The following is a 12,268-nucleotide window of genomic DNA, read 5'->3' on the forward strand; positions in this document are numbered from 1 at the left end:
TAATTCGCGCTAATCCCCGGGAGCATAGATAACTATGTGACCGGGGTGAGCGCAGGCAGCCCACAAAGAGGCAGTGTGAATTATGACGGGGAAAGGTTTAGTTGCCGTTCTTCCCGCCTGTCAGGGGCGGGTTTTTTATTTCCCTGAACTACCACGCACCACTAACTGCACCGGCAGCAGCAGATTCTCTTCCTGATTTTCTTCCAGCAGTAAACGCAGCGCTTCACGCCCCAGCTGTTTTTTATCAACCGCAACGGTAGTCAGCGGCGGATGTGACCAGGCCGCAGCATCGATATCATCAAATCCCACCAGCGCAAGATCTTCCGGGATACGTATACCCTGCTGAGCACACACCTGCTGAACAACCATCGCTGCCGCGTCGTTATAGGCAAAAATGGCATCGGGCGGCTCTGGCAGTCTGAGTAGCTCATTAACCGCATCCACCAGAGATTGCTCGGTATCCAGCAGCGGCGGCGCAACGACGTCATACTCTGGCGGCATTAGCAAACGGGCTTCATACAATGCCTGACGGTAGCCCTTTTCACGCTGACGGATGCTGTAGTGCGCGAGCGTACTGGCAAGAAAAGCAATGCGGCTGCGGCCTTGCGCAATCAGATGTTGCGTGGCCAGATAGCCGCCCAGGGTATTGTCAGGATTCACGCAAGGCAGTCCTGGCGCCCAGAGATCAACCAGCACCAGCGGCAATTTCATCTGTTGTAGCAGCCCAAGCAACTCAGGTTCAAAAAATCCCGCGCAGATCAGCGCATCAGGCTGGTGCAGCATCACCTGCTCACTCACTGCATCGCCTGGACCTATAGAGAGAAAGCTTAGCGCAACCCCCTTTTCGCGACACAGATCTTCTATCCCCAGCAGCAGTTGAGAGTAAAACGGTAAAGCCCGGCTGATATTGTGCTGGCGATGCAGTAAAAACAGGACACGTTTGATTTTGTCTGCGCGCAGGCGAGAAAAATCATAACCCTGTTGCTGCGCCACTGAAATAATGCGCTGTCGGGTCTCTTCCCGCAGCCCCGGTTGCCCTTTTAGCGCGCGGGAAACAGCGCCAACCGAGACGCCACAAGCATCGGCAATGTCTCTGATACGTACAGGTTTCGTCATTTCACTCTCATGGATTTACTGTGGCTTGTTGCGCCCCCAGCCAGGCTGCGCCGCGTACGCCGCTGCTGTCGCCGTGGCGGGCCTGAACGATCGGTGTGCGACACTGTTTACCAAACACGTACTGCGCCACTCGCGCCTGTAAGCCTGAGTACAGTAAATCGATATTGGATACCCCGCCCCCCAGCACGATAACATCGGGATCGAGCATATTCACCACACTCGCCAGCGCGCGAGCCAGTTGATCGCAATAGCGTTCCCACAACAAACAGGCGTCTGCATCACCCGATGCTACCCGTTGCATAATTTGTGGCACCCCCATATGTTGCGCGGTGTGATTCATATACTGACGCTCCAGGCCACTACCGGAAATAAAGCTCTCAATACAGTTCAACTGTCCGCAATAGCATGTCACTTCAGCCCCGTCCCGAGATCCGTGGTAGCGCGGCAAGGCATTATGCCCCCACTCTCCGGCACAGGCGTTAGGGCCGGAGATCAACCGGTTCTCGATGCACAGACCACCGCCGCATCCGGTACCGAGGATCACGCCAAATACCACGCTATGCCCACGCCCACTACCGTCCATCGCTTCTGACAGGGTAAAGCAGTTGGCATCATTGGTAACGGGCACTGGCATTCCTAATGCACGCTCGAGATCTTGCGCAAAGGCCTGCTGATTCAGCACCAGAATGTTGGAATTCTTAATCAAACCTTCGCTATCCACCGCACCTGGCACCCCGACGCCAACCGATAAAGGCTGATTAATGGCCTGCATAGCCCTGGCTATCATCTCCGTCACGGCCTGGAAAAAATCACCGTAACGCTGCTTTGGTGTCGCACATCGTTCGTGGTAAACAATTTCACCCGCGTTATCAATCACCACCGCTTCGATTTTAGTCCCGCCGATATCCAGTCCGAGCCTCATGGTTTTTCCTCATTTGCATCTCACAATGTGATGCGGTTTAGCTTGCCTATTTTGTTTACTAAACACATGGAGAGCTGTCACAAAAACTCAATTTATGTTTGAGTGACGGACATATTATGTTTACTAAAAAATAATTATGATGAGAAAGAGAGGCAATGACGCCGGGCCTGCGCCCTGCTAGTTGGAAGACAGATGATTGATGGATGCGCCGGAAGGGCTCCGGCGCACAGCGCTTAAATGAACGCGAAAGCGTCGCCAAACAGGCGATCTTCACGCGCACTGCGTTCATTACAGAACAGATCGCGCGCGATTTTGGCCATTTCAAAACGACCGGCAATGTAGATATCGTGCTCCGCCAGGGTACCGTAATCCTGCAATACCGCCGTTAACACGGTTCCCGTACGACCACGCCAGCCGTCTTCTGGCTGTTCCACCACTGGCTCAACGCGCAGATTCGGGTGATTAACAGACAACGCTTCCAGTTCGGAGAGATCATAGAGATGCTTCTCTTCACGCCCCCCCCAGTAAATGGTGATATCGCGGTTTGGATTACGCGCCAGCGCAGTAAGCAGAATGGAACGCACGTAAGAGAACCCTGTACCACCGGCAATCAGGATCAGCGGGCGCTCGTCTTCATCACGCAGCCAGGCTTCGCCATGCGGAATGTCGACCTTGATTTCCCGGTCTTTCAGAATGCGGTCCATCACAGCCATGGCATAAAGATTTAGCTCAGAGGCGCCAACGTGCAGCTCAATGAATCCTTGCTCGTCCGGCGTGGATGCCATGGAGAACGGACGCTTATCCCTTTCGTCCATCACGACCATTAAATACTGGCCAGCACGAAAGGAAAACGCCGCGTCTGGCACTAAACGAACGCGATATACGGTATCAGTGATAGCTTCTACCGAGGTCACTTTACAGCTTAAGGTTGTCATGCGCTCTCTCTGTCGGATCAATAGGCAAAACGATCGCGCCTCAGGCGCTTTTGCCGTCATTAAAGATGGCCAGTTCATCCCAAATTGCGTCAATACGCGCAGTTACTTCAGGATCTTTTTTAATCGGGCGTCCCCATTCGCGTTGGGTTTCGCCCGGCCATTTATTTGTGGCATCCAGCCCCATTTTTGAACCCAGGCCGGAAACCGGCGAGGCAAAGTCCAGGTAATCAATTGGCGTATTCTCTACCAGTACCGTATCCCGAGCCGGGTCCATACGGGTAGTAATTGCCCAAATCACATCATTCCAGTCGCGTGCATTGACATCATCATCGCAGACAATAACAAATTTGGTGTACATAAACTGGCGCAAAAACGACCAAACACCCATCATGACGCGTTTGGCATGACCAGCGTACTGTTTTTTCATCGTCACCACGGCCAGACGATATGAACAGCCTTCCGGAGGCAGGTAAAAATCGACGATTTCCGGGAACTGCTTTTGCAGAATAGGAACGAAAACTTCGTTCAGCGCCACGCCAAGTACCGCGGGCTCATCAGGCGGACGTCCGGTATAAGTAGAGTGATAAATCGCCTCTTCACGCTGGGTAATGTGCGTGACGGTAAAGACCGGAAAGCTATCTACTTCGTTGTAGTAGCCCGTATGATCGCCATACGGTCCTTCCGGGGCCAGCTCACCCGGTTCGATATACCCTTCCAGCACGATTTCAGCACTGGCGGGCACTTCCAGATCGTTGGAAATACATTTGACCACTTCGGTCTTGGTGCCACGTAACAGCCCGGCAAATGCGTACTCGGATAATGTATCAGGGACGGGCGTCACGGCCCCCAGAATGGTCGCAGGATCTGCCCCCAACGCCACCGAAACCGGGAAGCGTTCGCCAGGATGCGCCGCACACCACTCCTGGTAATCGAGTGCGCCGCCGCGGTGGGACAGCCAGCGCATAATGAGCTTGTTTTTGCCAATCAGCTGCTGGCGATAAATACCCAGATTCTGCCGCTCTTTATGTGGGCCACGCGTTACGGTTAGCCCCCAGGTAATCAGCGGTGCGGCATCTTCCGGCCAACAGGTCATAATCGGAATACGGTTTAAATCGACGTCATCACCGGAGTAGATTTTTTGCTGACAAGGCGCACCGCGCAACCGCTTAGTCGGCATGTTCAGCACCTGCTTAAACTGCGGCAGCTTATCAAACAGATCGCGGAATCCTTTCGGTGGCTCCGGCTCTTTCAAAAACGCCAACAGTTTACCGACTTCCCGTAGTGCCGAGACATCTTCCTGCCCCATCCCCATCGCAACACGCTTCGGTGTGCCGAACAGGTTACACAGCACCGGCATGGAATAGCCTTTAGGATTCTCAAACAGTAACGCAGGCCCGCCAGCACGCAGAGTGCGATCGGCAATTTCAGTAATTTCCAGGTGGGGATCCACCTCAAGCGAAATGCGTTTGAGCTCGCCCTGCTGTTCAAGCAGCGTCAGGAAGTCGCGTAAATCGTGATATTTCATGGCGTCCATTGTGGCCTCTTCGTAAGCGCTTCATTATACGGCGTTCATCATTGTGATGCTGTATTTTTGTTAAATTAGCGTGAACTCTGGCGATACATATAAGCCCTGGGAGTATATACCCGTTGGGTTTCAGCCTGCTTTGAGGTGGGTATAATTAACTTAACTCATGGCTTTTGCTATGCTAGCGCTCAGAACAAGCGGATAAGAGTTATTATGCAATCCTGGTATTTACTGTACTGCAAACGTGGGCAACTTCAGCGAGCCCAGGAACACCTGGAAAGACAGGCGGTGAACTGCCTGACGCCTATGATCACCCTGGAAAAAATGGTGCGTGGTAAACGTACCACAGTCAGTGAACCACTATTCCCTAATTACATGTTTGTCGAGTTCGACCCGGAAGTGATCCACACCACCACGATCAACGCCACACGTGGTGTCAGCCATTTCGTTCGTTTTGGAGCGACGCCTGCGACCGTCCCATCCCCCGTTATTCACCAGCTTTCTATCTACAAGCCTGAAGGTATTGTTGACCCGCAAACCCCTCAGCCAGGGGACAGCGTGATTATTACTGAAGGGGCGTTTGAGGGACTGAAAGCGATCTTCACCGAACCGGATGGCGAAGCGCGTTCCATGCTGCTGCTTAACCTCTTGAATAAAGAGATTAAGCAGAGCGTGAAAAATACCGGTTTTCGAAAGATATAAGCCGTTTAGAAGGTCACTTCGAACAGCGTTCTGACGTTGGCATCAATGGTTGCTGACAGCCATTGAAGATCTTCCCCACGCCAGTGAGCAATTCGCTCAAGAATATGCGGCAGGTGCGCCGGTTCATTGCGACGTGACGTCGGTTTAGGCGTTAAGTCGCGAGGGAGTAGATAAGGTGCATCGGTTTCTATCAGCAGTCTTTCCACCGGAATAAACGGCAGCAGCTCCCGCAGTTCCATCCCCCGGCGTTCATCACAGACCCACCCGGTGATACCGATATAAAGCCCTCGGTCCACGCAGTCCTGCATCTCCTGGCGCGAACCGGTGAAACAGTGCAGCACCGCGCCTGGGAGGCTGTCCAGCCACGGCTCCAGCAACGTCAGAAAACGCTCATGCGCATCCCGACAATGCATGAAAATCGGCATCTGCAGTTCAGCAGCAATGCGCAGTTGCGCTTCAAAAGCACGTTCCTGCTCCTGCGGCGTGGAGAAATTGCGATTGAAATCCAGACCGCACTCACCAATAGCGACTACCTTCGATTGGTTTGCCAGCGCGATGATCTCGTCTTCCGTTGAGGATTGCCATTGGCTGCTGTCATGCGGGTGCACGCCAGCCGTGGACCAGCACTGCGGATAATGCTGCGCCAGCTTTAACGCCTGCTGGCTTTCGTGAAGGTTTGTTCCGGTCAGAAGCATACCGTTTACGCCCGCAGCAAAGGCGCGCGCCACGACCTCATCCCGGTCTTTCGCAAATTGTGAACTGGTTAAATTAACGCCAATATCAAACATGCTTCCTCCCATATGACAACCGCCCTGACGGGCGGTTGAATTTATTCTTCAGTTTTCTCGGTGGCTTCGGCTTCTTTTGCTTCTTCAGCCTCGTTGTCCTCATCTCTCGTACGTCGCTTACCGACATAGAAACGAGAGAAGAAAACACCCACCTCGAACAGGCAGTACATCGGTATCGCCAACAACGTTTGCGAGAAGACATCTGGCGGAGTCAGTAGCATCCCGACGACAAAGGCACCCACCACAACATAAGGACGCTTTTTGCGTAAATCATCTGGCGTCGTAATGCCCATCCAGCATAGCAGCACGATGGCGACAGGCACCTCAAAAGAGACACCGAAAGCCATAAATAGCGCCATTACAAAGCTGAGATAGCTGGCAATGTCCGTTGATACCTGCACGCCTTGCGGAGCCGTGTTGGCCAGAAAACCAAACGCTAACGGGAAGACAACAAAATAGGCGAATGCCATGCCGATGTAGAACAACAACGAACTGGAGACCAGCAGCGGAACAACCAGACGGCGTTCATGTTTATACAACGCTGGCGCAATAAATGCCCACACCTGGTAGAGGATCACTGGCGCTGACAGGATCAGCGATACCATGAAGGTCAACTTGATTGGGGTAAAGAACGGCGAAGCCACATCGGTGGCGATCATCGTTGCACCCTGCGGCATCTGTTTAATCAACGGCGCCGCGACCATATGGTAAATGTCGTTGGCAAAGTAAACCAACGCCAAAAAGATCACGATTACCGCAATGATGCAGTTCAGGAGTCGCTTACGCAGCTCAATAAGATGCGTGATGAGCGGTTGGGTATCTTCTACAGCCATGTTTACGGTTTATCACTCGACGAGGGGGAGGATTCGGCAACAGGTGCGACAGCTTTCTTTTCTGCATCCATTAACGTAGCGGAAGTGTTTTCCGTTGGCTCTGGCGTTTTAGCACCCGTGGATTCCGGTTTTTGCTCCGGCGAACTGGCCTGGTTTTCAGCGGCAGCAGGGGTGACCCCTTCTCGCTGCGCTTCAGCTTCTTTCACCACCGGATTATGGATAGTGTGCGCTTCATCGCTCTCTTTCTCAGGATCGTGCACACTGTAAGAACGCTTCATCGACTCTGCCGCTTCACGCAGCTCATCCATTGAGGCTTTCAACTCCGGGGTCAGATTTGTCAGGCTCGCTTTCTCTACTTTCTTCAGGCTGTCCTGAAACTCCTGAAGCTTAAGCTCCTGGGTCAGTTCATTCTGAACAGTAGTTGCCAGGGAACGCAAAGCACGAACCCAGCCAGCAACCGTTTTTACCGCTACAGGTAAACGTTGCGGCCCCAGGACGATGAGGCCGATCACGAACACCAATAACAGTTCGCTAAAACCGATATCAAACACGGATTATACCTGCTCTTTATCTTGGCTTTTGGCGTCTTCTTTTTTCACTTCGCCCTGCTTATCGGTAATGGATTTAGCAGTAAAATCAGCGTCCTGGCTGGTTTTATCTTGCTTTGGCTCATCATCACCCATTGCTTTTTTGAAGCCTTTAATCGACGCGCCAAGATCGGAACCGATGGAGCCGAGTTTCTTGGTGCCAAATAGCAGTACAACGATGACGGCAATGATCAACAACTGCCAAATACTGATACCACCCATACATGTTCCTCTGTCATAGATGATGAATTAATAAGGCCGTAGTATACGTTACACGACCTGCCTAGGGCGATGAAAAATTCAGCGCATTTTGCGCCAGCCGATCAACCAGGCTAAGACGCCGCCGGCCATTAACCAGCCCGGCATAAGCCCCCACTCAGGACGGCTTACCAGCAGGAATGTTCCACTGAGCAACAATGTTGCACCAATGCCCAATAAATAACGGGATTGTCCCTGACGTACATGATTCGCGTGAAGCTCGCGGGCAATCTTATCAACACTGTGCTGTAAATATTTGCCCTGGCGCAAACTGTCATACACCAGTTCAGGTATTTCTGGCATTTTTTCGACCCAGAACGGTGCTTTTTCTTTAAATGCTCTAACAAGCGCCGGAATACCGACCTGATCTTTGATCCAGGATTCGAGGAAAGGCTTGGCCGTTTTCCACAAATCTAACTGCGGATAGAGCTGACGTCCGACACCTTCAACGTACAGCAGCGTCTTCTGTAGCAATACCAGTTGAGGCTGAACTTCCATATTGAATCGGCGCGCTGTGTTGAACAGATTTAACAGCACATGACCAAAGGAAATCTCCGCCAGCGGTTTTTCGAAAATCGGCTCGCACACGGTACGAATGGCAAATTCAAACTCTTCTACGTTGGTATCCGGCGGAACCCAGCCAGAATCCACATGCAGTTCAGCAACTTTGCGGTAGTCGCGGTTAAAAAACGCGATGAAGTTTTCAGCCAGATAACGCTTATCTTCTTTGTTTAAAGAACCCACAATCCCACAATCAATACCAATGTATTTCGGGTTTTCGGGATGCTCATAACTCACGAAAATGTTCCCAGGGTGCATATCCGCATGGAAAAAGCTGTCGCGGAATACCTGAGTAAAGAAGACCTGAACACCGCGTTCAGCCAGCAGCTTCATATTGGTGCCGTTCTTCTCAAGCGAGGTGACATCTGAAACGGGAATACCGTAAATGCGCTCCATCACCATCATGTTCTGACTGCAATAGTCAGAGTACACTTCCGGGATGTACAGCATTGGGCTGTCTTCAAAATTACGTCGCAGCTGAATCGCGTTCGCCGACTCGCGCAGCAGATTCAGCTCATCAATCAACGTTTTTTCATATTCACGGACCACTTCTGTTGGTCGCAGGCGGCGGCCGTCTGGCATCAGGCGAGGTACCCAGCGAGCAAGGCGGTAGATCAGTTTCAAATCCGCTTTAATTACCGGCAGTATGTCCGGGCGGATAACTTTGATCACCACCTCTTTCCCATTCGATTTCAGTCGCGCGGTGTGAACCTGAGCAATAGACGCGGATGCCAGCGGTGTGATCTCAAAATCATCAAACCATTCCTCGACGGGCAGCCCACCCATCGCCTCTTCGATTTGTTCTTTCGCTCTTTGCCCATCGAATGGGGCTACCCGATCCTGCAATAACGCTAGCTGATCGGCGATGTGTGGCGGGAAAAGATCACGGCGGGTAGAGAGCATTTGCCCGAACTTAATCCACACCGGGCCGAGCTCCTGTAAAGCCAGTCTCAGCCGTTCTCCCAGCGGTTTGTCTTTATGTCGGTTGGGCATCCAGAACAGCGTGTAACGCCACAGCCGGAGTGGCAGCGTGATACGCATTTTGGGGATGAGTTCATCAAGACCGTAGCTTAAAAAAGTGCGAATGATGAAATAAAGGCGCCGTACTTCACCTGGCGTCATTTGGCCTCCAGTTTTTCCAGCCGTTTGGCCAGAGATTCGACCGCACGCTCAACGGCTGCCGTTTCTTCTGCAAACCATGCAACCTCAAGCGGACCTGGAGCCATACGCCACTCTTCGGTGATCGCTTCGGCAACATAGCGCTGCTGGCGTTGAATGTTGTGGCACAGGAACTTCGCTCCACCACGCAAAACTTTGCTGACCCCTTCCGCAACGATATCGCCGGTATAGGGTGCTAACAGTTCTGCGGGATCAAACTCCGCCAGATCGGCCAACGCGACAAAATTCTGTACCACCTGGATATCGCCCTGAACCTCCAGCTCACCACTGCGGATAAGCGTGGTGAGTTGCTGCCGGTCGCGTAATTTCGGTAACACGCTGGCATGTGTGATTACGGTGCAATCGGCTTCGCCTTCCCATGCCCCCAGCACATCGACCTGGCGCTCACTAAACACCAGCACTAACGGTGTTGAAAATCCTTTGAGCTCAACACGCAGCACTTTGCCCTGTAAACGCGTTCTGGCTGACTTGAGCGCAGGAGAACGATACAGAAAGGTGTTAAGCAAATTTTCAACGCCGGCGGTCACTAAGGGTTTTAAAGGCATCCCCAATCTCCTGTCAGAACTTGTAACCACGATGCAGCGCAACGACACCTGCCGTCAGGTTGTAGTAATCAACGCTTTCGAACCCGGCATCTTGCATCATTGCTTTTAAGGTGTCCTGATCGGGATGCATGCGGATGGACTCCGCCAAATAGCGATAACTGTCTGCATCGCTTGCCACCATAGAACCAATGCGCGGCAAAACGTGGAAAGAGTATGCGTCGTAGGCTTTGCTCAGCGGTTCGATAATCGGCTTGGAGAACTCCAGCACCAGTAGACGTCCGCCCGGCTTCAACACGCGATACATAGATCGTAATGCTTTGTCTTTATCCGTTACGTTGCGCAGACCGAAAGAGATGGTGATGCAGTCAAACGTGTTGTCTGGGAAAGGTAATGCTTCCGCATTCGCCTGAACGTACTCAACGTTACCCACGACGCCGATATTACGCAGCTTTTCGCGACCCATTTTGAGCATTGAGTCGTTGATATCCGCCAGCACAACTTTGCCAGTTTCGCCAACCATGCGAGAGAATTTCGCCGTCAGATCGCCCGTACCGCCCGCCAAATCGAGAACGGTTTGCCCGCGGCGCACGCCACTGCAGTCAATGGTGAAGCGCTTCCACAAACGATGAATGCCAAATGACATTAAGTCATTCATAACGTCATATTTAGACGCCACAGAATGAAAAACGTGGGCCACCATGTCAGCTTTCTGCTCTTTAGCGACGGTCTGAAAGCCAAAGTGCGTCGTTTCTTGTGAATTATCCACCATCTCAGTGCCTGCTCATCCAAAAAATGTTCAAGAAGTGTAACAGATTGGGCCAATTTGCCCTACCCTTCTGCCCGGTTCAACTACCCCAAACGGACTAGTTTGATTGCTGGTTTACCGCTTCATCATCAGGGTAAGCTTCATCCTGCTGCGTCTCAGGGACCGAACGCAAGCGGTACTCTTCATCCTGCGTAGTGGCTTCTTCAGCCAGTTCAGGATTAATCTCGCGCTTAATTTCCACGCCTAAACTGCGAAACGCTTCTGCCTGTGACAGGACGTTTCCACGGCCTGAAGAGAGTTTTTTCATCGCCTGTCGGTAGTTATCCTGAGCTTTATCCAGGCTTTGGCCAATTGCCGACATATCATCCACAAACAACCGCATCTTGTCATAAAGTTTGCTGGCCCGATCGGCAATCTGTTGCGCATTACGACTCTGATGCTCGTAGCGCCACAAGTTGGCAATCGTGCGCAATGCCACCAACAACGTGGTAGGGCTAACCAGCATAATGTTATTTTTAAGTGCTTCAGTAATCAGTTCGGGCTGTCTATCGAGCGCCAGTAAAAAAGCAGGCTCAACGGGGATAAACATCAGCACATAGTCAAGTGTGCGCAGCCCAGGAAGCTGCTGATAGTCTTTGCGCCCCAGCAGACGGATATGGTTTCGTACCGAGGCGATGTGCTCCTGCAACGCGCTCTCGCGGGTGTATTCATCTTCAGCATTAAAATAGCGTTCATAGGCGACCAGCGTCATTTTCGCGTCGATCACCACATCTTTGCCCTGCGGTAACCGGACGATGACATCTGGCTGCATCCGCGAACGGGCGTCGTTCTCAATGCTGACCTGGGTTTCGTATTCATAGCCTTCGCGCAGACCGGAAGCCTCAAGCACCCGCGTGAGTACGACCTCGCCCCAGTTGCCCTGCGTTTTGTTATCGCCTTTTAATGCCCGCGTCAGGTTTACCGCTTCCTGCGCCATCTGCGCGTTCAGTTGCTGCAGATTACGAATTTCGTGCGCCAGAGTATGGCGTTCTTGCGCCTCTTTACCAAAGCTATCCTGAACCTGGCGTCGAAAACCGTCCAGTTGTTCGCGAAGCGGTGTAAGCAGACTGTTCAGGCTTTGGCGATTTTGCTCATCTACACGACGGTTGCTGTGCTCGAAAATACGGTTCGCCAGATTTTCAAACTGTTCGCTTAGACGCTGTTCGCTGTTGATCATCTGGCGGATTTTATCTTCCGCATGCTGCTGCGTCGCTTCCAGTCGGGTAGTGACTTCACGAAGATCGGCTTCCAGAGAGGTATTGATGCTGTGCAGACTGCGCAATTCGTTATTGAGTAGTTCGCACTCATCGCGCCAGTGGGCTTCCTGTGAGAGCTGCTGGCGGGTGGCGCTTAGCGCAATATCCAGTTCGCGTCGTTCTTCGATGAGGTCAGCACGGATCCGATCGGCGTGCGCTTTTGTTGCTAGCCACCCCACCAGCAGCCCTGCGGCTAACGCCAGCACGGCACTCATCATAATTGAAATATCCACAACGCCCCCTTACAGCAACGACT

Annotated in this window: 13 protein-coding genes; 1 reads left to right on the top strand and 12 read right to left on the bottom strand. The window is 52.3% G+C overall.

Annotated features, from left to right (window positions below; all coding sequences use genetic code 11):
- Positions 1 to 135: 135 nt before the first annotated feature.
- The 4 genes from HV229_RS24515 to ubiD all read right to left on the bottom strand — a co-directional run bounded on the left by HV229_RS24515 (position 136) and on the right by ubiD (position 4,507).
- Positions 136 to 1,116 (bottom strand): LacI family DNA-binding transcriptional regulator, encoded by a 981-nt coding sequence (locus HV229_RS24515; RefSeq protein ID WP_019078421.1) that lies wholly within the window; start codon positions 1,114 to 1,116, stop codon positions 136 to 138.
- A gap of 7 nt (positions 1,117 to 1,123) precedes the next feature.
- The gene (locus tag HV229_RS24520) at positions 1,124 to 2,038 is read right to left on the bottom strand and encodes an ROK family protein (RefSeq protein WP_181546590.1); all 915 of its coding nucleotides are present in this window, start codon (positions 2,036 to 2,038) and stop codon (positions 1,124 to 1,126) included.
- Positions 2,039 to 2,271: 233 nt separating this feature from the next.
- Positions 2,272 to 2,973 (bottom strand): NAD(P)H-flavin reductase, encoded by a 702-nt coding sequence (fre, locus tag HV229_RS24525; protein WP_003828903.1) that lies wholly within the window; start codon positions 2,971 to 2,973, stop codon positions 2,272 to 2,274.
- 40 nt (positions 2,974 to 3,013) lie between these two features.
- Complete coding sequence (gene ubiD / locus HV229_RS24530; RefSeq protein WP_016155145.1) at positions 3,014 to 4,507, bottom strand: 4-hydroxy-3-polyprenylbenzoate decarboxylase; 1,494 nt, start codon at positions 4,505 to 4,507, stop codon at positions 3,014 to 3,016.
- A gap of 204 nt (positions 4,508 to 4,711) precedes the next feature.
- On the opposite strand from ubiD, the gene rfaH reads away from it, so the two are divergent.
- Positions 4,712 to 5,200 (top strand): transcription/translation regulatory transformer protein RfaH, encoded by a 489-nt coding sequence (rfaH, locus tag HV229_RS24535; RefSeq protein ID WP_047358740.1) that lies wholly within the window; start codon positions 4,712 to 4,714, stop codon positions 5,198 to 5,200.
- Positions 5,201 to 5,205: 5 nt separating this feature from the next.
- Here the strand turns inward: rfaH and tatD are convergent, their stop codons facing one another.
- From tatD to rmuC, 8 genes are all read right to left on the bottom strand, one after another.
- Positions 5,206 to 5,988, bottom strand: coding sequence for a 3'-5' ssDNA/RNA exonuclease TatD (gene tatD, locus HV229_RS24540; protein WP_181546592.1), 783 nt, complete (start codon positions 5,986 to 5,988; stop codon positions 5,206 to 5,208).
- A 41-nt stretch (positions 5,989 to 6,029) separates the two neighbouring features.
- Positions 6,030 to 6,821 carry a Sec-independent protein translocase subunit TatC gene (gene tatC / locus HV229_RS24545; protein WP_016155142.1) on the bottom strand — a complete coding sequence of 264 codons (792 nt, stop codon included), beginning with the start codon at positions 6,819 to 6,821 and terminating at the stop codon, positions 6,030 to 6,032.
- 2 nt (positions 6,822 to 6,823) lie between these two features.
- Positions 6,824 to 7,372, bottom strand: a complete 549-nt coding sequence (gene tatB, locus HV229_RS24550) for a Sec-independent protein translocase protein TatB (protein WP_016155141.1) — start codon at positions 7,370 to 7,372, stop codon at positions 6,824 to 6,826.
- 3 nt (positions 7,373 to 7,375) lie between these two features.
- Positions 7,376 to 7,630, bottom strand: a complete 255-nt coding sequence (gene tatA, locus HV229_RS24555) for a Sec-independent protein translocase subunit TatA (protein WP_003017888.1) — start codon at positions 7,628 to 7,630, stop codon at positions 7,376 to 7,378.
- 78 nt (positions 7,631 to 7,708) lie between these two features.
- On the bottom strand, positions 7,709 to 9,349 hold the full coding sequence (gene ubiB, locus HV229_RS24560) for a ubiquinone biosynthesis regulatory protein kinase UbiB (protein ID WP_016155140.1): 1,641 nt from the start codon (positions 9,347 to 9,349) through the stop codon (positions 7,709 to 7,711).
- On the bottom strand, positions 9,346 to 9,951 hold the full coding sequence (gene ubiJ, locus HV229_RS24565; RefSeq protein ID WP_016155139.1) for a ubiquinone biosynthesis protein UbiJ: 606 nt from the start codon (positions 9,949 to 9,951) through the stop codon (positions 9,346 to 9,348). The genes ubiB and ubiJ overlap by 4 nt, the downstream gene beginning before the upstream one ends.
- A 13-nt stretch (positions 9,952 to 9,964) precedes the next feature.
- Positions 9,965 to 10,720, bottom strand: a complete 756-nt coding sequence (gene ubiE / locus HV229_RS24570; RefSeq protein ID WP_003017897.1) for a bifunctional demethylmenaquinone methyltransferase/2-methoxy-6-polyprenyl-1,4-benzoquinol methylase UbiE — start codon at positions 10,718 to 10,720, stop codon at positions 9,965 to 9,967.
- Positions 10,721 to 10,814: 94 nt separating this feature from the next.
- On the bottom strand, positions 10,815 to 12,245 hold the full coding sequence (rmuC, locus tag HV229_RS24575; RefSeq protein ID WP_181546594.1) for a DNA recombination protein RmuC: 1,431 nt from the start codon (positions 12,243 to 12,245) through the stop codon (positions 10,815 to 10,817).
- Positions 12,246 to 12,268: the final 23 nt, after the last annotated feature.

This window comes from Citrobacter sp. RHBSTW-00524 (assembly GCF_013747755.1).
GTDB classification, from domain to species: domain Bacteria; phylum Pseudomonadota; class Gammaproteobacteria; order Enterobacterales; family Enterobacteriaceae; genus Citrobacter; species Citrobacter braakii.